Raw genomic sequence first — 21869 nt, 5'->3', positions numbered from 1 at the left:
CACCGTGCTTCGACGATGGACTGCGGTGGGCACGCCATCACGCGGCTGCGCCGCGTGCTGTCTTTGCCCACCCTACGGAACACGGCGAACCTCTGCCCTCAACTAATCGTCGCGCCGCCGTCGATCACCATGGTCTGGCCGGTCATGAAGTTGCCGGCGGCCGAGCCGAGGAACACAGCCGCGCCCGCGATCTCGTCGGGGATGCCGATGCGCAAGAGCGGCGAGCGGGCGGTCGAGGCCTTGAGGTTGTCCGGATTGTCCCACAGCGCCTTGGCAAAATCGGTCTTGATCAGGCCGGGGGCGATGCAGTTCACGCGCACATTATGCGGGCCGTATTCGCAGGCGAGGTTGCGCGCGAGCTGCATGTCGGCGGCCTTGGAGATCGCGTAGGCGCCGAGGATGGTCGAGCCCTTCAGGCCGCCGATCGAGGAGACGATGATGATCGAGCCGTCCTTGCGCGCGATCATCTGCGGCACGACCATGCTGATCAGCCAGTTGTTGGCGACGATGTTGTTGTCGAGGATCTTGCGGAACTGATCGTCGGAGATGCCAGCCAACGGTCCGTAATACGGGTTCGACGCCGCGTTGCAGACCAGCACGTCGATCTGGCCGTAGATGCGATTGGCTTCGTCCACGAGGTTCTGGAGGTTCTCCTTGCTGGAGATGTTGGCGGCGACCGCCGCCGCCGTGCCGGCGCCGAAGCGCTCATTGAGCTCCTTGGCGACGGCGTCGCAGACGTCGGCCTTGCGCGAGGAGATCACCACCTTGGCGCCATGCTCGGCCATGCGCTCGGCAATGGCGAGCCCGATGCCGCGGGTCGATCCGGTGATGACGGCGACCTTGCCGGTCATGTCGAACAGGGGCATGGGGAGTTACTCCGAATGATTAGTTGTTAGCGATAGAAGGTTAGCACTGCAGGGTCGACAAGCTCTCGGCGGTGCCAATGACTGCGCCCTCTCCCCTTGTGGGAGAGGGCCACACAGCTGCCAGCGTCAGCCTCGCTTGGGTGAGGGGTTTGTCTCCACAGGCACCGTCTTCGCGGAGAGAGACCCCTCACCCGGTATGACCGCGCCAAGCGCGGTCATACCACCCTCTCCCACAAGGGGAGAGGGTGCACCGCTCGTGTGGCCAGATGTAATCAGCTCGCTTGTATCGAACATGGAATAGGCCAACCTCCCCCTCACGCCAGCTTGCTCGTCGTGACCTCCGGGCCGGCCGGTTGATGCATCGGCTGGTGCGCGGCGTCGGCGATCCAGGGCTGTTGATTGACCATGGGCAAACGCCATGAGCTGACGTCGCCGCTCACGATGTGATCGAGCCGGGTCACCGAGCAGTTGTCGATGTCGAACGCCAGGCCCTTCTCGACGAGGCCGCCCAGCGCCAATCCGACCGCCGCCTTGATGGTGCCGCCGTGTCCGATCGCGATCACGTCGCGGCCGGCTTCCGCCGCATTGATGCGCGCGATCGCCGCGGTGACGCGGGTGTACAGGTCCATGTAGCTCTCGCCGCCCGGCGCCGGCACGTCGATGTCCGCGAACCAGTTGCTGCCGGCGGGACGGCTCGCCAGGAACGCGGCGCGGTTCATGCCCTGCCATTGGCCGAGATGCTGCTCGGCAAAGGCGGCTTCCTTGATCATGTCGGCGGGGCGCGGAAAGCCGGCGGCCCAGATCGCCTCGGCGGTCTGATGCGTGCGCATCAGGTTGCTCGCATACCACACCGCGCTGCGCGGCAGGATTTTTGCGACCGCCTCGAACACCTCGCGATCGGACGTGTCGCAAGCGATGTCGGACTGCCCGTAGATGTTGCCGCCGTCGCTGCGCACCGGCGCGTGGCGCACCCACCACCAGCGCGTGGTGACCACCGAAGGCTTGTTCCCGCTATCGGACATCGCTCACCCTTCCCTCTGCCGGTCTCTCGCTGTACGTGAAGGCATAAGTCGTCTCAAGCCGCTTGGCGATGTCAGCACGTTTGAAACGGCGTTTGAATTCCGTTGCGCGGCACGCAACTGATCACAACGACAACAGGAGGAAACATGGGCCGCCTCGAAGGCAAATCCGTCATCATCACCGGCGCCGGCAGCGGCATCGGCCGCGCCGCGTCCCTGATGTTCACGAAGGAAGGCGCGCGGCTGATCGCGGTCGACCGCAGCGAGGCCGTCAAGGAGACGGTGGATCTCGTGAAGCAGCAGGGCGGCATTGCCGAGGCCGTGCTCGCCGACGCCGGCTCCGAGGCCGATGTCTCCGGCTTCATCGATCGCGCGGTCGCGACCTACGGCAAGCTCGACGTGATCTGGGCCAATGCCGGCATTTCCGGCGGCTTGAAGCCGATCGCCGAGCAGACGGTCGAGCACTGGCAGGAGATCCTGCGCATCAACCTGATCGGCCCGTTCCTCGCGATCAAATACGCGATGCCGCACATGGTGCGGCAGCAGCGCGGCGCCATCGTCTGCACGGCGTCCGTCGCCGGCCTGAAGTCCGGCGCCTCCGGCCATCCCTACGCCGCCAGCAAGGCCGGCGTCATCAGCCTGGTGCAGACCACCGCCTACTCGCTGTCCGGCACCGGCGTGCGCATCAACGCGGTCTGTCCCGGCCTGATCGAGACCGGCATGACCAAGCCGATCTTCGACGGCGCGAAAGAGCGCGGCACCGAAGGCAAGATCGGCCAGCTCAATCCCTTGAAGCGCGCCGGCCAGCCGCACGAGATCGCCGCCATGGCCCTGTTCCTCGCCAGCGACGAAGCCTCCTACGTCAACGGCCAGGCGTTCCCGGTCGACGGCGGCCTGACGGCCTCGATGCCGTATGCGGGCAAGCCGATCTAATTGAGCTGCCGCTTCGCTCTCTGCCGTCGTCCCGGTGAAAGCCTTGGCGAAAGCCGGGACCCATTCCCCCAGGGAGCGGTTCGAGGCAGGCTGATGTTTGGCTTTTCGGCCAGCACGACGATCCGTGTCGCAGTTGCGGGTGCTCATCACGCTCGCCGCCAAGAGCTGCAGTTCGACACGCTCACACCTCGAACGCCGCCCTCGTCGCAGCAGCCGCCGCTCGCGCGAAGCCGACTTGAGCCGAGTACATGTCGTGCCATTCAATCCGCTTCAGGATGACGCGCGTCGTGTCGAGGTGACCTTGAAGCTCGACGAGCACACGCTCAACCGTATCCCGGATCGTTTGCTCATGGTTCTCTCCGGGCCAGCTGGCGATGGACTCGAACCCATAGGGACGCGCCGACTCGAACTGCAACGTGACGCCTCCATGGACGATGGTCGGCCCAACATGCCGGGTATACTCGAACGTGATTTCGACATGACCAGGCTTGCTCATTCTGCCTCTTCCGCGTTCTGACTCGCTGACGTGACAATGTATCCCGCGGCGCCTGCGCGCCCGAGTGATCCGATAGACTGACCCGCCCTCGCAAGCGAAGGGCGCAGGGAAGGCCAGGCGTCGGCTGACGCCTGCGGCCCGCCTGCGAGAAAAAATGCAGGCGGCAGGTACCACAGGTGCAGCCGAGAAACGCCCGGCCCTCCCTGCGCGGTGGTCTTCACGCTTATACGCAGTCTGCCTGGTGCGCCGGGCTTGTTGGCCACCATAGCCCGCGCGGCGCAAGCGCCGTCACGAACGTAGCACCAGCATCGGGGTGCCAGCACGCTGCGACTTCACGTCCACGTCATGCCGTTCGTCCGCGCGAGCAACGCCCACGCTGCGACATGATCGCGGCCACCGCTCCCCGCCCCGCGTGTCGTGACGATCGCGCGCAACGCCCCTTCGGTGGGACGGGATGCGCGTATCAAAGCATGTTATTCGGAAAAACGAAAGCGGAATTTTTCGTATCAACGAACTGAAAGCCGCGATCACTTTGATCGTGCAGGCGAACTTTTTTTCCTCAAGAACGAGTTGCTCTCGTCGCCGCGAAGGGTGATCGGGTTCAAGCCAGAACTTCAGCGCCAGCAAGATTTTTCCGGCCCACATCTTCGAACCCGCCGCGCGAAGGCCCCGTCGAACCTCGCAAGCGGACCATTCCGGCTTCGCCGAAACGAAGGATGGACAAGATGTCGAGATTATCGAAGCTAGCTTTGATCACCTGTATCGGCGCACTGGCAGCCGGTACGGCCATGACGAGCGCGAGCGCGCGGGAGGTCGTGTGGCCGGGTTGTGAGCTCGTCTCCTGGACGGCATGCGGCACTGACGTTCAAGTGCAGCAGGCCGCGCGGCGTCAGAGCCGCGACACCTCGCCAACCTACATGAAGCAGACCGATCCGCGCTACAGCAGCGCGTTGACCGCGGCTGGTGGTGGTGGCGGCGGTGGCGGTGGTGGTGGCGGGCGCTAACATACACCCAAGCGGCGGCCGGATCGGCCCGTAGGGTGGGCAAAGGCGCAGCCGTGCAATCTCCACGTACGAGATCGTCGTGGCGCCGTGCCCACCATCCTTGCCAATGAGTTTGCCGATGAGTTCGCCGACGGACGGTGGGCACGCCGCCGCCTTCGGCGGCCGCTTTGCCCACCCTACGGCCCTGCGTCCGCGGCGGCGGCGGGGCCTGACTCAACGATGCAGCCCGGATGAGCGCAAGCGACAGCCGGGTTCATCGCCTCAGCAGGTGAGAGCCCGGATGTTGCTGACGCTCTTCCGGGCTCCAAGAGGCTACACCGCGCCCGCCTTCTGCGCGTACTCCCAGGCCTGCTTGGTCATCGGCACCATGCGCTTGACCGACTCGATGGCCTTGTCGTTGGCGGCGGTGCCGTCGCGGATGCGGCCGATGATGCCCTGGAGAATGCCGGCGAGGCGGAACAGATTGTAGGCGAAGTACCAGTTGAGGTCGGGCAGCTCGGTGCCGGTGACGCCACGGTAGATCTCCGCCGCCTCCTCCATGGTCGGAATGTTCAGCGCCTTGAGATCGACGCCGGCAAGGCCGGGCATGATCCACTGCATCAGCAGATAAGTGAAGTCGGCCATGGGATCACCAAGGGTCGACAGCTCCCAGTCGAGCACCGCGATGACGCGCGGCTCGGTCGCATGGAAGATCATGTTGTCGAGCCGGTAGTCGCCATGCACGATCGAGACGCGCTGCTGCACCGGCAGAGTGCGCGGCAGCCACTCGATCAGCTTCTCCATCTCCGGCAGATGCTCGGTCTCGGACGCCCGGTACTGCTTGGTCCAGCGGTCGACCTGGCGGGCAAAATAGTTGCCGGGCTTGCCGAAGTCGGCAAGGCCAATCGCGGCGGGATCATAGGTGTGCAGCTTCGCCAGGGTCTCGATCTTGCTCTCGAAGATCGCGCGACGCTCGGGAGCCGCGACATGCGGCAGGGTCGGATCCCAGAACACCCGGCCCTCCTCCATCGACATGATGTAGAAGGCCGAGCCGATCACGCTGTCGTCGGTGCACAGCGCATAAGCGCGTGCGACCGGAAAGCCCTGCTTGCCGAGCGCGGCGATGACGCGGAATTCGCGATCGACCGCGTGCGCCGACGGCAGCAGCTTGCCGAACGGCTTGCGGCGGAGCACGTAGGAGCGCGACGGCGTGTTCAGCCGGTAAGTCGGGTTCGACTGGCCGCCCTTGAACTGCAGCACGGTCAGCGGGCCGGCATAGCCCTCGACATGCTCTTCCATCCACGCCGCGAGGCTGGCCTCGTCGAAACGGTGCCGCTCCTCGACCGGCTTGGTGCCGGAGAATTCTTCGTCCTTCTTGACGCCGTCGGCCACGACGAACTCCCTTGGGTCTCAATTGACTTCGTAGGGTGGGCAAAGCGAAGCGTGCCCACCGTCTTCCCTCATACTCGAAATGGTGGGCACGCCTCCATTATCGCGCTTCGCGCGACAACGGAGGCTTTGCCCACCCTACGAGTTTACGCTCAGTGGCGCGGCTCGTTGGCGTATTTCTTCATTTCGAGCCGGGCGATGGCGCGGTTGTGCACCTCGTCCGGGCCGTCGGCCAGGCGCAGCGTGCGGATGTTGGCGTAGTCCTTGGCGAGACCCGCATCATCCGAGACACCGGCGCCGCCGAACGCCTGGATGGCGTCGTCGATGATCTTGAGCGCCATGTTGGGGGCGGCGACCTTGATCATGGCGATCTCGCCCTGGGCGGTCTTGTTGCCGACCTTGTCCATCATGTCGGCGGCCTTGAGGCACAGCAGCCGGCACATCTCGATGTTGGTGCGGGCCTCGCCGATGCGCTGCTCCCACACCGAATGCTCGATGATCTTCTTGCCGAAGGCGGTGCGCGTCATCAGCCTGCGCACCATCTTCTCCAGCGACTCCTCGGCCTTGCCGATGGTGCGCATGCAGTGATGGATGCGGCCCGGTCCCAGACGGCCCTGCGCGATCTCGAAGCCGCGGCCCTCGCCGAGCAGGATGTTCTCGGCGGGCACGCGCACGTTCTCCAGCAGCACCTGGGCGTGGCCGTGCGGCGCGTCGTCGAAGCCGAACACCGGCAGCATCTTCTCGACCTTGATGCCGGGGGTGTCGAGCGGCACCAGAATTTGCGACTGCTGCTGATGCTTGGCGGCCGTGGGATCGGTCTTGCCCATCAGGATCGCGATCTTGCAGCGGGGATCGCCGACGCCGGACGACCACCATTTGCGGCCGTTGATGACGTAGTGATCGCCGTCGCGCACGATGCGGGTCTCGATGTTGGTGGCGTCCGAGGAGGCCACCGCCGGCTCCGTCATCAGGAACGCCGAGCGGATCTCGCCGTCCATCAAGGGGCGCAGCCATTTGCGCTTCTGCTCCTTGGTGCCGTAGCGGATGAACACCTCCATGTTGCCGGTGTCGGGCGCCGAGCAGTTGAACACTTCGGAGGCCCAGGAGATGCGGCCCATCTCCTCCGACAGCAGCGCGTATTCGAGGTTGGTCAGGCCGGCGCCGCGGAATTCGTCGTCCTCATGCGGCGACGGCGGCATGAACATGTTCCACAGGCCTTCGGCTTTTGCCTTGGCCTTGAGGTCCTCGAGGATCGGGATCACCTTCCAGCGATCGCCCTCGGCGTCCTGCTGCTTGTAGATCGGCACCGCCGGGCGGACATGCTTGGTCATGAAGCTCCGCACGCGCTCCAGCCATTCCTGCTGCTTCGCCGACATCGTGAAGTCCATGGGACTCTCCTTGGGTGTTTCCTGGCCGCGTTTTGCCGCAGTGTCGATCCGCCGGCCGCGTCAGCGCAAGAGTGATCTTGCGCGGCACGGTTTCGCGGAGCGCTTCGCTGCAGTGCCGAAATCTCGCCCCGCGGAAGCACCGCGATTGACATTCCGGCCGTCTCAAACAATAGTTTCATACAATTGTTTGAAACGCAACGGGGACCCCATGGCGACCGACCAGACCCGGACTGCGATCCTCGTCGCCGCCGAGCGGCTCTATGCCGAGCGCGGCTTCTCCGACGTGACCCTGCGCGACATCGTCGCGGCGGCCAACGTCAATCTCGCCGCTGTGAACTATCATTTCGGCTCCAAGGACGAGCTGATCGCGGAGCTGTTCGTGACGCGCTCCATCGCGCTGAACCGCGAGCGGCTGCGCGAGCTGCGTGAAGCCGAGGATGCGGGCGGCGGCCGCGCCGAGATCAGCGCCATCCTGCGCGCGCTCGTTGGCCCGATCCTGCGCGGCTGCCTGGGACCTGCGAACCAGCGCTCGCCGGCGGCGCAATTCATGATCCGCGCCTCGATCGAATCCGTGCCACCGATCCGCCGCATCAAGACCAAGGAAATCGATCATTTGCGCAAATTCGCGGGCGCGATGCGGCGAGCCCTGCCCGACAGCGCCGAGGTCGACCTGTTCTGGGGCCTGCACTTCGCGCTCGCCATGGCGCATCACACCATTCGCGAGAGCGAGCGGCTGACGAAACTGTCGGACGGGCAATGCGACCTCGACGATGTCGAGGATGTGATCGACCGCGTGGTGCGCGGCGCCGTGCTCGGCTTGACCGCGCGCCTCCCCGCGGCAAAGTCAGCGCCGAAGGTCGCGGCGCGCGAGGCGCGCTGACGCGGATGGAGCAAGCCTGATGACGCAGCGCCTGCGATTGATCATGGCCGTCGCCAGCACGGCGCTCGCGATGGTGTCGGCCAGCGAGCCTGTGCTGGCGCGCGGCGGCGCCGCCAATCTGATGAACTCACCCGGCTATCAGCGCCGCCTGCAGGAATCGCGGCAGCAGCTCGGCACGCCCTCGCCGGCTCCGTATGTCGTGGAGCCGCGCTATCATCGGCCCAAGGCGAAGCGGCACGGGCATCGCCACGTCCACTGAGCCGTAGGGTGGGCAAAGCAGCCGCCGTCAGGCGGCAGCGTGCCCACCGTCGATCAGCGCATTGCGCGGCGAGATGGTGGGCACGGCGCCACTGCGACCTCATTCGCCGACAGAACACGGCAGCGCCTTTGCCCACCCTACGGCAGACGTGCGTGTGGCGCGCTAAACCACGCCCTGCTGCTTCAGCGCCGCGATCTTCTCTTCATCATAGCCGAGCCCCGACAACACGTCCTGCGTATGCTCGCCGAGCAGCGGCGGGGCGCGGTAGTCGGTGATCGGGGTGCCGGAGAACGTCAGCGCATTGCGGATCACCGACAGCTGCGGCTCGAACGGGTGCTCGATCTTCACCTCCATGCCGCGCGAGCGGACATGCGGGTCGGCGAACACGTGGGCGAAGTCGTTGACGGGGCCGCAGGGAACGCCGGCTTTCTCCAATTCCTCCAGCCAATGCGCCACCGAATTTTTCAGGAACAGGCCGGCGAAGATCGCCATGATCTCTTTGCCGTTGACGACGCGGTCGTTGTTCTTGACGAATTTCGGATCGGTTGCGAGCTCCGGTGCGCCGAGCACGGCGCAGGTGCGCGCGAATTGCGCGTCGTTGCCGACCACCAGCATCAGCTCGCCGTCGGTGCAGCGGAACACGCCGGCCGGCATGCCGCCATTGCCCCAGGTGCCGCGCCGCGGCGGCGATTGGCCGTTGATCAGGAAGATCTGCGCGTAATGCGACAGCGAGGCGATCACGGTGTCGAACAGGCAGACGTCGACATGCTGGCCGCCGCCGCCATTGACGTCGCGGTGATACAGCGCCGACAGGATGCCGATCGAGGTGTTCATGCCGGTCATGTAGTCGACGATCGACGGGCCGACCTTCATCGGCCCCGCCCCCGGCTCGCCGTCCATGTGGCCGGTGACGCTCATCAGCCCGCCCATCGCCTGGAAGATCGCATCATAGCCGGCGCGCGGCGAATACGGCCCGGTCTGGCCGAAGCCGGTGACGGAGCAGTAGATCACGTCCGGATTGATCGCCTTGATGGAATCGTAGTCGAGGCCGTAGCGCTTGAGATCGCCGACCTTGTAGTTCTCCATGAACACGTCGCAATCTCTGGCCAGCGCGCGGATGATCTCCTGCCCTTCCGGCGAGGCGATGTTGACCGTGACCGACTTCTTGTTGCGATTGGCGCAGATGTAGAACGAATTGTTGTTGTTGGCCTTGCCCTCCGGGTCTTTCAGGTAAGGCGGGCCGAACGCGCGCGCATCATCGCCGGTGCCCGGACGCTCGATCTTGATCACCTCGGCGCCGAGATCGGCCAGCATCTGGGCGGACAGCGGTCCGGCCAATACGCGCGTAAGGTCGAGAATCTTGATGCCAGACAGCGGCAAAGCCGACATGGATGTTCCTCCGGGAGCTTATTCCTTGCGGCGGACATGCCCCGCGGGGCGCCGCCTGTCACTCGCGGATACACCATTTCGGCCGTGCGAGCACTGCGCTCACGACATGCGGCATTGCCGATGACGGCGGTAGCCCGGATGAGCGCAGCGACATCCGGGTTCGTCACAGGCGGTGGAGTTGAACCCGGATGTCGCTTGCGCTCATCCGGGCTACGGGGCAGCACTACGCCGCGCGCAGCTGGCTCACGAACTGGTCGACGTCGCGGCGCAGATCGGCCGACAGCTTCGACAGCGTCCGCACCGAGTCCAGTACGCCGCCGGCGGCCTGTCCGGTGGCGGCGGTGGCCTCCGACACGGTCGAGATGTTCTGCGAGACCGCGTTGGTTCCCTCCGACGCCTGCTGCACGTTGCGGGCGATCTCGCGCGTCGCAGCGCCCTGCTGCTCGACGGCGGCTGCAATGGCGCCTGCGATCTGGTTGACGCGGTGGATCGTGGAGGAGATCGCCTGGATGGCGTCGACCGAGGCCTTGGTCGCACTCTGAATGCCGGCGACCTGCGAGGTGATCTCGTCGGTCGCCTTCGCCGTCTGGTTGGCGAGCGTCTTGACCTCGGCGGCGACCACAGCAAAGCCCTTGCCGGCCTCGCCGGCGCGCGCCGCCTCGATGGTCGCGTTCAGAGCCAAAAGGTTGGTCTGCTCGGCGATGCCGCTGATCAGGGCGACGACGTCGCCGATCCGCTGCGCCGCATCCGAGAGCGCCCGCACCTCGTCATTGGTCTTCTCGGCCTGCGTCGCCGCTGCGCTGGCGATCGAGGTGGACTCGGTGACCTGGCGGCTGATCTCGCTGATCGACGCCGACAGCTCCTCGGTGGCGGCCGCCACCATTTGCACGTTGCCCGAGGCGCGCTGCGATACGTCGGCGACGGAGGATGCCTTTTGGCGGCCCTGGTCGGCCGTGGTCGACATGGATTGCGCGGTCGCGCTCAGCTCGTTGGAGGCCAAGGTCAAGGTCTGCAGCGACGTCGTGACGGTGGCTTCGAATTGGCGGATCAGCTGGTCAACCGTGCTCTGCCGCCGTTCGCGCCGCGCCTGCTCGGCCTCCCTCTCGCGCGCCAGCCGGTCGCCCGCGAGCATGCTCTCCTTGAACACCGCGACCGCGCGCGACATCTCCCCGATCTCGTCGCGGCGATCGAGCCCGGCGAGCTCGATCGTGTAGTCCCGGTCGGCCAGCCGGCGCATCGCCGCATCGAGCGAGCGGATCGCCGCCGAGATCCGGCGCTGCACCACCGCCATGCCGATCAGCGCGACCGCCAGCGCGATGACCATCATGACCGCATTGAGGACCAGGCTTTCACGCGCCTCGGTGATCCGTCGCCCGGCCACCGCCACCATCTCGGCGAGCGCGGCATTCGCCGCATCGACGCTGTAGGACAGCAGTGCGGTGTTGAGCTTCGACAATTCGGCGAATTTGAAATCGATGACCTGGTTGTTGCGCAGCGCCTTGACCAAACCAGCCTGCTGCTCGGCCATCGCCGCGGCCTCCGGCTGCTTGGCGCGGTTGACGGCCTCGACCAGCGCGACCGGCGCATCGGGCCGCGCGGCAGCGGCAACGACCTGGCTCCAGGCCTGCATCTGCCGGCCGGATTCCTCGGCGCCGCCGACGATCTCCGCCGGGCTCCACGGCTTGCCGGAGGCCGCGGCGTTCTCGATGCGCACGGCGAACTGGCCGCCATAATTGCGCGCCGCCCAGGCCGACTGCTTGACATAGACCATCTGATCGACGACGGGATCGACGAGCTTGATGGTCTCCTCGAGATCCGCGGCGATCAGCAGCAGCGCGTCGAGATAGTCCTGCGCAGCCTTGCGGAACGCATCCGCCGCCTGCATGTCGCGCGATGCCTTGGGCTGATGGATGGCGCGTTCGGCGTCGGGCCGAGCCGCGGCGAGACGGTCATGCGCCGCGACCAGACTGCTCAGCCGTCCGGCAATCTTGGCGTCGGCAAAGCCCGACAGCGCGTCCTGCACCTGCTTGTAGGCGGCCTCCGAGATCTGGCGATTGCTGGTGATGCGGGTGTCGGCTGCTGTATCGGCCGTTCCCTCGGCCACCAGCGTCGCCAAGAACGTCCCGCGCTCCAGCCGGAATCCCATCAGCGTGTTGAACAGCTGCTGGTCCGCTCCCGCCAGCCGGGCGATGCGCTGCGCCGCCTGGGTTCGGCCGAAGGCGTCGAACAGGCCGCTTGCCAGACTTCCGATCAGCAGCAGCGCCAGCGCGCCGATGATGACCCCGAGCATCGTTCGTATCGTCAGGCCGTTGAAGAGTCGCATCGGTCCGATTCCCACCCATGATTTGTTGAGTGAACAATCGCGGGGTCTGATTAATTTTCCCTCCCATTTAAGCCCGCCGGTAAGCATAGCGGCCCCCTCCCGGTCGCACCGGAGTTCTACGGGTATCGCGATCTTTGTTGCTTCATTTTGTGTGCGACGGGAGTCGAGACACATCCGGACATCAGGAACAAGGAGCTGTTAAACCTTACAATCACACCTGAAGGCAGGTTTGATGTCACAACCCTCGGAGCACGCCATGACGTCGATCTCTGCCTCCTCCATGAGCGGCTTTTCGCCGCTCGATCTGCTCAAGCAGGAGCTCACCAAGGAAGTCTCGGCTGGCAAGGTCAGTTCGACCGACCAGACCGCGCTGTCGTCGGCGCTCGACGACATCGATTCCGCGCTGAAGAGCGGCAGCAGCAGCTCGTCGTCATCGACGAGCTCCACGCCACCCTCGCCCAAGGAGATGCAGTCGAAGATCGACGATCTCATCCAGAGCGAGGTCGACAGCGGCAAGCTCACCTCCGATCAGGCGACCGAGCTGAAGAACGTGTTCGCCAATGCCTTCTCCGGCGGTCCGGGCGGCGCCGGTGGTCCGCCGCCGGACGATGCTTCCAGCACCGACAGCACGTCGATCACCTCGTCATCGGATTCGTCCGACTCCTCATCCCAGGTCGAGGAGCTCCTGAAGAAGCTGCTCGAGGCGCTGCAGAGCTCGAACAGCAGCAAGACGTCGTCCTACAGCGCCAGTGGCACCAGCTCGTCGACCTCGACCAGCAAATCGCTGGTGGTGGATTTTTCGGCCTGACCAAGTCTTGCGCCGCGCAGCCCGTCCGGCCGGATGACAGGCTCCGCAAAGCAATCCAGAGTCCCGCCCACCACCCTGGATTGCTTCGCTGCGCTCGCAATGACGGAGGAGAGACCGAATGTCCCTCGCTCGCATATCGCCGCTCCGAGCGCGGTGCCGTAGGGTGGGCAAAGTGGACGCCGAAGGCGGCGGCGTGCCCACCATCGATCAACGCGCAAGCGGCAAGACGGTGGGCACGGCGTCTCGGCGATCTCATTGGTGGAAAGAGCAGTGCATCGCTTTTGCCCACCCTACGCTCCTTATGCTCTCGCGAACACCGAAGCCGGATGAGCGCAGCGACATCCGGGTTCTCCCATCCTCCTCGTTTGATCCCGCATGTCGCTTCGCTCATGCGGGCTACGCCAGCGTCACTCCGGCGCGTTGAACGTGCGCGCGAAGTAGACCGGCGCGGCGGCCTTCTTCAGGCGATACAGCTGGGCCGGCCGGTTCGGGCCCTTGCGCATCTTGTCGATCGGCTGGATCAGGTCGGCTGACAGCATGCGGGTGCGGAAGGCGCTCTTCTCCAGGGGACGATCGAGCACGATCTCGTAGGTCCGCTGCAACTCGGGGAGCGTGAACTCCTCCGGCATCAGATAGGCCGGCAGCGAGGTGTATTCGACCTTGTTGCGCAGCCGCTGCACGGCGGCCTGCATGATCTCGGCATGATCGAAGGCGAGCTTCGGCTTTACGGCGGCGCCTTGAAGCGGAAACCATTGGGCATCGGCCGCCAATGCGGCCTCCGCTGCTGAGGCCGGGATCAGCGCGAAATAAGCATGCGTCGCCGACCAGCCGCGCGGATCGCGCGTGGCGCTGCCCCAGCTCCCGAGCTGCTCCAGATACGGGCTGACCACGCCGGTCTTCTCGGCGAGCTTGCGCCGGGCGCAGGCGGCGAGATCGGCATCCCTGGTCACGTCGACGAAGCCGCCGGGCAGCGCGAACGCGTCCGGAAACGGCTCGCCCTCGGCATGGCCGCGGCGGACGAGCAGCACGTGCAGCGCCTCGAGCCGGATCGTGAAGATGACGATGTCGACCGTGGTCAGCGGCCGCGGGAAATCCAGCCCGGCCCGCTTGGCCGCCGCCCCGCTCCGTGCCCCACCGCCCTGATCCTGCCGTCCCGCCATACCGTTCGTCCCGCCGATTTTGCCGCTTGACACTAGCATACTTAGTTGTACTGTCCAACTTACTTAGTTGGCGTGACACACTTACGCCATCGCACCACAGGAGGCCGCCATGTTCGGCTTACGCTTCATCAAGGCCCAGCCCACCACCTATCTGCTCAAGTACCGCGCCGGCGCGATCGTCGAGGAAGGCGCCGGGCTCTCCACCTTCTATTACGGACCCGCGACCTCGCTGGTCGCGGTCCCCATCGGCAGCCGCGACGCCGCCTTCATCTTCCAGCAGATCGCCCGCGACTTTCAGACGCTGACGATCCAGGGCCAGGTCACCTACCGCATCGGCGAGCCCAGGAAGGCGGCGGCGATGCTGAACTTCACCCTGAAGCGCGACGGCAAGTCCTACGAGTCCGATGACCCCGAGGAGCTGCCGCAGCGCGTGCTCGGCGCGGTCGAGGTGCTGGCGCAGCAGGCGGTCAAGGACATGACCTTGAAGGAGGCGTTGCGTGCCTCCGACCGGATTGCGGAGACGATCGCGACCGGACTGAAGCAACGCGCCGATATCGATGCGCTGGGGCTGGAGATCCTCGGCGTCGCCGTGCGCGCGGTGAAGCCGACGCCGGAGACCGCGAAGGCGCTGGAAGCCGAGGCGCGCGAGGCGATCCTGAAGACCGCGGACGAGGCCATCTTCGCCCGGCGCAACTTTGCCGTCGAGCGCGAGCGGGCGATCCGCGAGAGCGAGCTCGATACCGAGATCGCGGTCGAGCAGAAGAAGCGCTCGATCCGCGAGACGCAGATGGATGCGGAGGCCAGCGTCGCCGCGAAGAAGAACGAGCTGCGCGAGGCCGGCATGGTCGCGGACATCGGACTGGAGGCCAAGCGCAAGGACTTCGTGTCGTTAAATGCAGCGAACACCCGCACCCTCGCCGATGCCGAGGCCTATCGGGTCGGCGCGCTGATGAAGATCTTCGAGGGCGTCGACACCCGCGTGATCCAGGCGCTGGCCGCGACCGGCATGCAGCCGGGCCAGTTGATCGCGCAGGCGTTCTCCGGGCTCGCCGAAAAGGCCGAGAAGATCGGCCAGCTCAACGTCTCACCGGAGCTGCTGAACAGCCTGATGCAGAAGCCCGCGGAGGCTCCCCGTGTCCGGCAATGACCGCAAGGTGATCATGGTCACCAGGAGAACGCGGCTGGAGGAGCTGATCGCAAAGTTCCTCACGGCGGACCAGGCCCGCTTCTATGTCGAGCATCTCGGCGCCGACTTCTCCGACTACGAACGCGAGCACGCGGCCTACCAGGCCGCGCGCGCCACGGCGACGCAGACCTTGGAGCGCTGGGGCCGCTATCAGATCGTCGACCGCGGCTTCCTGCCGAACTTCATCTTCGGCCCCGCCGACATCGTCGCCGCCCTCGGCCCCGACGGGCTGGTCGCCAACACCATGAAATATCTCGACGGCCAGCCGCTGCTCGGCCTCAACCCGGACGCCCAGCGCCATGACGGCGTGCTGCTGCCGTTCGCGCCGGATGATCTCGCGAGCCTGCTGCCTGACGTGGCCGCCGACAAGCGCGCGGCCAAGGCGGTAACCATGGCGCGCGCGAGCCTCGCCGACGGACAGGTTCTGTACGCCGTCAACGACCTCTTCATCGGCGCGCGCACGCATGTCTCGGCGCGCTACGAGATCGCCACGCGCGACGCGCACGAGCGGCAGTCGTCGAGTGGCCTGATCGTGGCGACCGGACTCGGCTCGACCGCTTGGTTCAAGAGCATCGTCACCGGCGCGCTGGCCATCGCCGGCAGCTATGGCAGCCACGGCGATGGCGACTACACCGCCCTGCCCTGGGACGCCCGCGCTCTCCGCTTTGCCGTGCGCGAGCCGTTCCCCAGTAAGACGTCGCAGACCTCGCTGGTGTGCGGCGGACTCGACGGCGCCGAGACCCTGCGCCTGCGCTCGCTGATGCCCGAGAACGGCGTGATCTTCTCGGATGGAATCGAGGCGGATCATCTCGATTTCAATGCCGGCACGGAGGCCGTGATCGGAATTGCCGAGCGGCAGGGGCGATTGATTGTGTAGTCTGCCTCCGAAAATCACTCCGCCGATGACGTGCCCCGCTCTCACCACGTCATTGCGAGTGCAGCGAAGCAATCCCGAGTCCCGCCCATCATCCTGGATTGCTACGCTCGCAATAACGGAGGAGAGACAGGCTTCCATCTCTCACGCATCGCCATGCGGCCTGGGACCGTAGGGTGGGCAAAGCGGCCGCCGAAGGCGGCGGCGTGCCCACCGTCGATCAACGCGCACGCGGCAAGATGGTGGGCACGGCGCCTCTGCGATCTCATTCGTCGGGAGAGCAGTGCAGCGCCTTTGCCCACCCTACGCTCTCATTTCCTTGCAAACACCAGTACGCCATTCGCGGGGATCGTCACCATCGCCGAGTTGGGCTGGCCGTGCAGTGCCGGGCCATTCGCAGTGACCGCGCCGTTGTTGCCCACCACGCCCGGATTGACCCAGTTGTCATAGACGTCGCTGTTGAACACCTCGTGCCAGGTGCCGCCGGCCGGAAAGCCGATGGCGTAGTCGCGCCACGGCGTTTCGCTCAGGCTGACGATCACCATGACGTCGTCGCCCCGGCCGTCCCAGCGGTGGAAGGCGAGTACGCGGTTGGCGTCGTGGACGTGGACGATGGCGCAGCCTTCTGACGTCAGCGCCGGATGGGTGCGGCGGATCGCGATCAGCTCCGACGTGAAGCGCATCGCATCCGCGGTGATCTTGTCCTCACCGTCGAGCAGCGCCCACTGGATCGTGGTGTCCGGGCTCGGCGTGTCGCTCCAGGGCCGGTCCTCGAACAGCTCCTGGCCCATGAACAGCATCGGGATGCCGGGCGCGGTCAGGAGCAGGCCAGTGGCGACGCGGCAGCGGCTGCGGGCGTACCAGCCGCGGCTGTCGACGGGATCGGCGAGGCGCGGGATGCGCGGCTCGCGGCCGGCATAGACGATATCGTGGTTCTCGATCGAATTGACCGCGCGCCAGCGATTGCTCAGGCCGAGATCGGCGATCGCGGCGGCGATCGGCTGCATGGCGACGTGAGCCCCTGCTCCGCCGGCCGCACTGGCAATGGCGCCGCGCACGGCGAGCCGCAGGCCATCGCTCCAAGTCGCATCGAAGCCGGCGCCGCCTTGCGCGATGTCCTTCACCACCCACGGATTGACCGGCCAGAATTCGGCGATCTGGATCGCGTCCGGCTTCTCCGCGCGCAGCGCCTCGGTGAGCTGCTGGCAGGTCGCCCAGCCGCCGAAGCGGTCCATCACGCTGACTTCGTCGAAGCGCAGGCCGTCAGCGTGGTACTCGCGACAGAACATGATGGCGTTGTCGACGAGGTATTGCCGCACGTCGGCGTTCCAATAGGCAAACACCTGGCCGCCGGCCCAGCCCTGGTCGGTGAAATACAGGCTGCGGTTGGGATCGCCGTAAGGCTGGCGGTCGAAGAACCAGATGCTGGCCTCGTCGAAGCCGCCGCCGGCGTGGTTGTAGACGACGTCGAACAGCACGGCGATGCCATGGACATGGCAGACGTCGATCAGCGCGCGCAGCTGGTCGTCGCAATGCCTGACCACGTCGATATCGGCGTAAGGCGCGGCGCCGGCGGCCGTGAGGATTTCGTTGGTACGGGCGAAGTAAGCGGCGAGATGCGCCTGTTCGTGCTCGCCATAATCGGTTTCCGGGCTGAACAGGTCGGTGCCGTTGTAGCCCATGCTGAACATCGAGGGGAATTCCTGCACCGGCAGCAGCTCGATCGCGTTGACGCCGAGCTTCTTCAGGTGCGGCACGCGCTCGATGACGTCGAAGAAGCAGCCGTCGGGATTGCCGGCCTTCATGTCGAAGGTGCCGACATGGAGCTGATAGATCACCAGCTCGTTGTTGGGCGGCGGCGTAAAGTCCTGATCATGCCAGGGAAACGCCTGCGGGTTGCGCAGCACCGAATGCGCCTGCGGGAACGGCGGATCGACGGTCAGCAGCCGCGCGTGCGGATCGCGCTTGTAGCCGGACGTCCCCTCGCCCTCGACGAAGTACATGTAGGCATCGCCGTCCTTTAAGGACGGCACGAAGATCGCCCAATGGCCGTTGCCGATCGGCGCCAGACGGCAGCTCGCATCCTGCGCCCAGTCGTTGAACGGGCCGGAGACATAGACCGCCTCGGCATGCGGCGCGAACACGCGGAAGGTGGCGCCTCCGGTCACCAGGGTGCCGCCCATGGGGGCCTGGAGAAGATGCATCTGCCTCAAGGACATTCGGATGCCTTCGGGGAACGGCGGCAGCGTAACAGGTTCCAGCAGCATATCCATCGCCGGCGCCCCGCTCAGAACAGCCGCGCGCCGTTCGGCACGGTCTTGTCCGGCTGGAACAGCACGACGTTGCCCTGGTCATCGGGAAAGCCGAGCGTCAGCACCTCCGACATGAACTTGCCGATCTGGCGCGGCGGGAAGTTGACGACGGCCGCGACCTGGCGGCCGACGAGCGTGGCCGGATCATAGAGCGAGGCGATCTGCGCGCTCGAGCGCTTGGCTCCGATGGCGGGGCCGAAATCGATCGTGAGCTTCAGCGACGGCTTGCGCGCCTCCGGATACGGCTCGGCGGCGACGATGGTGCCGACGCGGATGTCGACCGCCAGGAACTGGTCGAAGCTGATCGTGGCCGCCGCGGGTGCTGTCGGATCATGGGCGAGATGCATGGCGACCTCTTCGAACGCGGGACAGGCCGGCGGGCATCGTGGTTCCCGGCACGGCGCGAATTGGAGATTCCTCAACCGGATCAATTTCTAGTCGCCGGGTCGGGCGGTGACAATGCACCGGCCTGGGGATGGCGTGCTGGCGCGATGGTTGGCCGGTTCGGTGTGGCGGATGGGTCGCAGGACGCACGGCATGCACCGCGGACCCTGCCCTCGGCAAAGCCGCGCTGCCTCCACACCCTCCGCCGTCATCCCGGCGCAAGCCGGGATCCATAACCACAGGACCATGCCGTGACACGAGATGGCGAGGCTTGCGCAAGCCAACAACCGACACGGCGTATGGATCCCGGGTCGGCGCCCGCCGCCGCTCCGCGTCGGCGAGCTTGCCCGGGACGACAGCGGAGGGCGGCGGACGCGCTGAGCCTGATGCGAGAGTTGAGCCACAGCCAACTGCCCTCCGCACATGGCCGTCGGCCTTCGCGACAGCGCAAATGACCTCCTCTGTCATTGCGAGCGCAGCGAAGCAATCCAGGATGGTGGGCGGAACTCTGGATTGCTTCGCTGCGCTCGCAATGACGGATGTCGGACTAGCATCGCGCTTCATTGGCATCTCTCCTGGCCAGAGACACGACTTTGCATTGCCGCGGCACGCATGCCCGGGATTTGCTGATCCATCCCGCCCTTTCAGAATCGAAGGGCGCAGGGAATGCCGGACGATGGCCTCGCCCATGGCCCGCCTGCGGAAAAAAGTGCAGGCGGCAGGTACCACAGGTTCAGCCGATCATTCCGGCATTCCCTGCGCGATGGTCTTCACGCTTATACGCAGTCTGCCTGGTGCGCCGGGCTTTCTGGCCACCATGCCGCGACAATGCTCATGCATTGCGCGGGAGACACCAGCATCGGGGTGCCAGCACGCTGCGACTTCACGTCCGCGCTCTGCCGTTCGTCGGCGCGCCCGAAGGCACGCTGCCGGCAGAAACGCGGCCACCGCTCCCCGCCCCGCGTGTCGTGACGATCGCGCGCAACGCCCCTTCGAGTGGGACGGGATGGCGGGGAGTAGAGCATGATTTCCGATATTCGTAAAGTCTTTTTTATGAAGGCGAATTCACTGCCGCGCGCGGCCCCATGCATTGCAATCTCCCGGCCGGCGTGCAGGCAAACAATTTTAAGCAATGACCGGCGGCTCGTTTAAAGGATTTGCGGCAGAGTATGTCGAGATCCCGTGCCGGAGTTCGAGATGCGACGAAAGCTCATGATTGTCGGTGGCGCAGCCGTGCTGAGTCTTGCCCTGGCGACGCCGGCCCTGGCCAGCCCGGAATGGATCGTCGAGAGGATGAGCGGATTGCTGCGACCAGATGTCGGCTGGGCGCAGATACGCGCGCAATTGATGACCGCGTTCTACATCAGCAATCCGGACGAGCGCGGCGTCACCGCGGCGGGCATCGACAATCTGCGCCGGATCGTTGCGGCGCAGCGGCGATCGCAGGCGATGTCCCAGATCCTCGCCTACGACCTCGATGGCGACGGCGCGGTCACCCGCGAGGAGATCGTCGCGGTGATGCAGCCGCGGGCGCGGCAGATGATCCAGGCCAATGGCGTGCAGCTCGAGCCGACGCCGCAGCAGGTGCGGCTGCAGCTCGACAAGCTGGTCGCCGATGCGCTGAAGCCCGATGCCGACCGCAACGGCGTCATCACCGCGCAGGAAATTCTGCAGGAAGGGCAGCAGCAGGCGGACCAGGCCAGCAAGAGCTGGAAGCAGAGCACGAGCAGCCAATATGTGCCGATGACGCTCGATCGCGACGGCGATGGCGCGGTGTCGCTGGCCGAATATGAGACCGCGATCCGCGAGCAGTTCGACATGATCGACCGCGACCATGACGGCGTGATCTCCGCCGCCGAGATCGCCGATATCGCGGCCCGCCTCAAGGACATGCGCCAGACAGCGCAGCGCGCGCGAGAGATGCAGGCGAAGCGCGTCCGGCTGGAGGCAGCCGTGGCCGGCTGCGACGTGCCGCCCGCGCCTGTGGGCGTCCGCCTGGTGCTGCTCGGCGCCAATCAAGGCAAGGCGCTGTCCAAGGCCTGGATCGGCAGCCAGGACCAACTCACCACGGTGGCCACGGTCGAGATCGCGCCGGGGCCGGAGCCGCTGATTCTGGCGCTGGCAAGCGGCCGCAGCATGATCTGGGACCTCGTCGGCGCCACCGAGCGCATTGCCGGCATCGTGGCGCATGGCGAGGCGACGCTGGAGAAGGCCGCGCAGCAGCGCGTCGCCTCCAACGACGCAGCCGCGGCACCGGGCAATGGCCGGCCGCTGGTCGGGGTCATCGGCGTCCCACGCGAGAAGATCCGCTTCACCGCCCACACCGGCTGCCTGGTGCCGGCGACCGAGACGAGCATGAAGGACAACAGCGCGCAGGAGAGCGCCGCGCTGCTGCTCGGGCGCGCGGCGGACGAGATCGGCGGCGAGCACAGCGCCGGCACGTACCGCATCCCCGCCACCCGGCATTTCGCCGACCGGCCGGTGCGCAATGCCATCCAGTTGCCGCAGCCTGGACGCGGCGAGCTGCTCTGGAAAGAAGTGCAGCAGGATTATCCGGCAGGCATCGCCCAGATCGACCCGGCCACGGTGGTCTCCGCGCATCAGGCCGGCGCCTATACGGTGCTGCCCGGCGGCGCGGGCCTCGCCGAACTGGTCGACACCGGCGCGCTGCGCATCACCGCCAAGAGCCACGGCTTCCGCATCATCAATGGCAACTACGAGCCGTTCACCTGGCCCGAAAAGTTCCGCATCACCGAAAAGCTGCGCATTCCCGCCGGCGCGACCGGCACCTTCACCTTGCCGAGCGACGTTCCTCGGCCCGACGGCGACCTGAGCGAGATTTGCGTGCTGTCGGAATCCGACATGAAGCCGATCCGCGGCTCGACTGGACCGTGCCACTAGTCGGAAGGGTGTTGGTGGGGCACCGCCGCGGACCAAGAAGCTGGGTCGCGCGCGATGTGTCGGACAGGCCGTCCCGGCACGCACCGCGCCGACTTCCGCGGTCCCCCTTTTCGTCATTCCGAGGCGCCCGCTGGGCGAGCCCGGAATCCATACTCCGACCGGTCGCGTGGCAAAGACAGAGGCCACGCCCATCTCGCGCCCCATGCGATCCTGTGGCTATGGATTCCGGGCTCGTCGCTTCGCGCCGCCCCGGAATGACGGCGGAGAGTGGGGTCGTCGGTAGAGGCAACCGCACTGTTCATCAGAACCCGGATATCGC

Annotated in this window: 19 protein-coding genes; 8 read left to right on the top strand and 11 right to left on the bottom strand. The window is 66.1% G+C overall.

Going from position 1 to position 21869, the window contains the following annotated elements; all coding sequences use genetic code 11:
- Nucleotides 1-98: 98 nt before the first annotated feature.
- Together ACVILH_RS20590 and ACVILH_RS20585 are read right to left on the bottom strand one after the other, a co-directional pair.
- Nucleotides 99-866 carry an SDR family NAD(P)-dependent oxidoreductase gene (locus ACVILH_RS20590; protein WP_456714524.1) on the bottom strand — a complete coding sequence of 256 codons (768 nt, stop codon included), beginning with the start codon at nt 864-866 and terminating at the stop codon, nt 99-101.
- Between the two features lie 314 nt (nt 867-1180).
- Nucleotides 1181-1888, bottom strand: coding sequence for a histidine phosphatase family protein (locus tag ACVILH_RS20585; protein ID WP_456714523.1), 708 nt, complete (start codon nt 1886-1888; stop codon nt 1181-1183).
- Nucleotides 1889-2032: 144 nt separating this feature from the next.
- Here ACVILH_RS20585 and ACVILH_RS20580 point away from each other — a divergent pair, with 144 nt between their 5' ends.
- Nucleotides 2033-2818: an SDR family NAD(P)-dependent oxidoreductase gene (locus tag ACVILH_RS20580; protein ID WP_456714522.1), complete on the top strand. Its 786-nt coding sequence runs from the start codon at nt 2033-2035 to the stop codon at nt 2816-2818.
- A gap of 181 nt (nt 2819-2999) precedes the next feature.
- Here the strand turns inward: ACVILH_RS20580 and ACVILH_RS20575 are convergent, their stop codons facing one another.
- Nucleotides 3000-3314, bottom strand: coding sequence for a hypothetical protein (locus tag ACVILH_RS20575; RefSeq protein ID WP_456714521.1), 315 nt, complete (start codon nt 3312-3314; stop codon nt 3000-3002).
- Nucleotides 3315-3602: 288 nt separating this feature from the next.
- Nucleotides 3603-3941, bottom strand: coding sequence for a hypothetical protein (locus ACVILH_RS20570; protein ID WP_456714520.1), 339 nt, complete (start codon nt 3939-3941; stop codon nt 3603-3605).
- A gap of 98 nt (nt 3942-4039) precedes the next feature.
- Between ACVILH_RS20570 and ACVILH_RS20565 the strand changes: the two genes are divergently transcribed.
- Nucleotides 4040-4318, top strand: coding sequence for a hypothetical protein (locus ACVILH_RS20565; RefSeq protein ID WP_456717035.1), 279 nt, complete (start codon nt 4040-4042; stop codon nt 4316-4318).
- Nucleotides 4319-4630: 312 nt separating this feature from the next.
- Here ACVILH_RS20565 and ACVILH_RS20560 read toward each other — a convergent pair whose 3' ends face one another.
- Together ACVILH_RS20560 and ACVILH_RS20555 are read right to left on the bottom strand one after the other, a co-directional pair.
- Nucleotides 4631-5689, bottom strand: coding sequence for a phosphotransferase family protein (locus tag ACVILH_RS20560; protein ID WP_456714519.1), 1059 nt, complete (start codon nt 5687-5689; stop codon nt 4631-4633).
- Between the two features lie 149 nt (nt 5690-5838).
- A complete protein-coding gene (locus ACVILH_RS20555) occupies nt 5839-7074 on the bottom strand; it encodes an acyl-CoA dehydrogenase family protein (RefSeq protein WP_456714518.1) in 1236 nt (411 codons plus the stop codon).
- Between the two features lie 208 nt (nt 7075-7282).
- On the opposite strand from ACVILH_RS20555, the gene ACVILH_RS20550 reads away from it, so the two are divergent.
- Both ACVILH_RS20550 and ACVILH_RS20545 read left to right on the top strand, forming a co-directional pair.
- Nucleotides 7283-7954, top strand: coding sequence for a TetR/AcrR family transcriptional regulator (locus tag ACVILH_RS20550; protein ID WP_456717034.1), 672 nt, complete (start codon nt 7283-7285; stop codon nt 7952-7954).
- 19 nt (nt 7955-7973) lie between these two features.
- Nucleotides 7974-8213: a hypothetical protein gene (locus ACVILH_RS20545; protein ID WP_456714517.1), complete on the top strand. Its 240-nt coding sequence runs from the start codon at nt 7974-7976 to the stop codon at nt 8211-8213.
- Between the two features lie 162 nt (nt 8214-8375).
- On the opposite strand, the gene ACVILH_RS20540 is transcribed toward ACVILH_RS20545, so the two are convergent.
- Together ACVILH_RS20540 and ACVILH_RS20535 are read right to left on the bottom strand one after the other, a co-directional pair.
- The gene (locus tag ACVILH_RS20540) at nt 8376-9602 is read right to left on the bottom strand and encodes a CaiB/BaiF CoA transferase family protein (RefSeq protein ID WP_456714516.1); all 1227 of its coding nucleotides are present in this window, start codon (nt 9600-9602) and stop codon (nt 8376-8378) included.
- 223 nt (nt 9603-9825) lie between these two features.
- Entirely contained in the window at nt 9826-11925 is a 2100-nt protein-coding gene (locus ACVILH_RS20535) for a methyl-accepting chemotaxis protein (RefSeq protein ID WP_456714515.1), read from the bottom strand.
- A 256-nt stretch (nt 11926-12181) separates the two neighbouring features.
- On the opposite strand from ACVILH_RS20535, the gene ACVILH_RS20530 reads away from it, so the two are divergent.
- Nucleotides 12182-12733 carry a hypothetical protein gene (locus tag ACVILH_RS20530; RefSeq protein WP_456714514.1) on the top strand — a complete coding sequence of 184 codons (552 nt, stop codon included), beginning with the start codon at nt 12182-12184 and terminating at the stop codon, nt 12731-12733.
- Between the two features lie 407 nt (nt 12734-13140).
- Here the strand turns inward: ACVILH_RS20530 and ACVILH_RS20525 are convergent, their stop codons facing one another.
- Nucleotides 13141-13893 (bottom strand): NUDIX hydrolase, encoded by a 753-nt coding sequence (locus ACVILH_RS20525; protein WP_456714513.1) that lies wholly within the window; start codon nt 13891-13893, stop codon nt 13141-13143.
- A gap of 109 nt (nt 13894-14002) precedes the next feature.
- Here ACVILH_RS20525 and ACVILH_RS20520 point away from each other — a divergent pair, with 109 nt between their 5' ends.
- Together ACVILH_RS20520 and ACVILH_RS20515 are read left to right on the top strand one after the other, a co-directional pair.
- Nucleotides 14003-15040 (top strand): SPFH domain-containing protein, encoded by a 1038-nt coding sequence (locus tag ACVILH_RS20520; protein ID WP_456714512.1) that lies wholly within the window; start codon nt 14003-14005, stop codon nt 15038-15040.
- Complete coding sequence (locus ACVILH_RS20515; RefSeq protein WP_456714511.1) at nt 15027-15956, top strand: sugar kinase; 930 nt, start codon at nt 15027-15029, stop codon at nt 15954-15956. Before ACVILH_RS20520 ends, ACVILH_RS20515 begins: the two co-directional genes overlap by 14 nt.
- A gap of 308 nt (nt 15957-16264) precedes the next feature.
- Here ACVILH_RS20515 and ACVILH_RS20510 read toward each other — a convergent pair whose 3' ends face one another.
- Together ACVILH_RS20510 and ACVILH_RS20505 are read right to left on the bottom strand one after the other, a co-directional pair.
- Nucleotides 16265-18226, bottom strand: coding sequence for an alpha amylase C-terminal domain-containing protein (locus ACVILH_RS20510; RefSeq protein WP_456714510.1), 1962 nt, complete (start codon nt 18224-18226; stop codon nt 16265-16267).
- A 14-nt stretch (nt 18227-18240) separates the two neighbouring features.
- Nucleotides 18241-18612, bottom strand: coding sequence for a tRNA-binding protein (locus tag ACVILH_RS20505; RefSeq protein WP_456714509.1), 372 nt, complete (start codon nt 18610-18612; stop codon nt 18241-18243).
- 1234 nt (nt 18613-19846) lie between these two features.
- On the opposite strand from ACVILH_RS20505, the gene ACVILH_RS20500 reads away from it, so the two are divergent.
- The gene (locus tag ACVILH_RS20500) at nt 19847-21550 is read left to right on the top strand and encodes an EF-hand domain-containing protein (RefSeq protein WP_456714508.1); all 1704 of its coding nucleotides are present in this window, start codon (nt 19847-19849) and stop codon (nt 21548-21550) included.
- The last annotated feature ends 319 nt before the right edge of the window (nt 21551-21869 follow it).

This window comes from Bradyrhizobium sp. USDA 4353, assembly GCF_054063215.1.
This window is presented reverse-complemented; position numbering and strand designations above follow the sequence as displayed.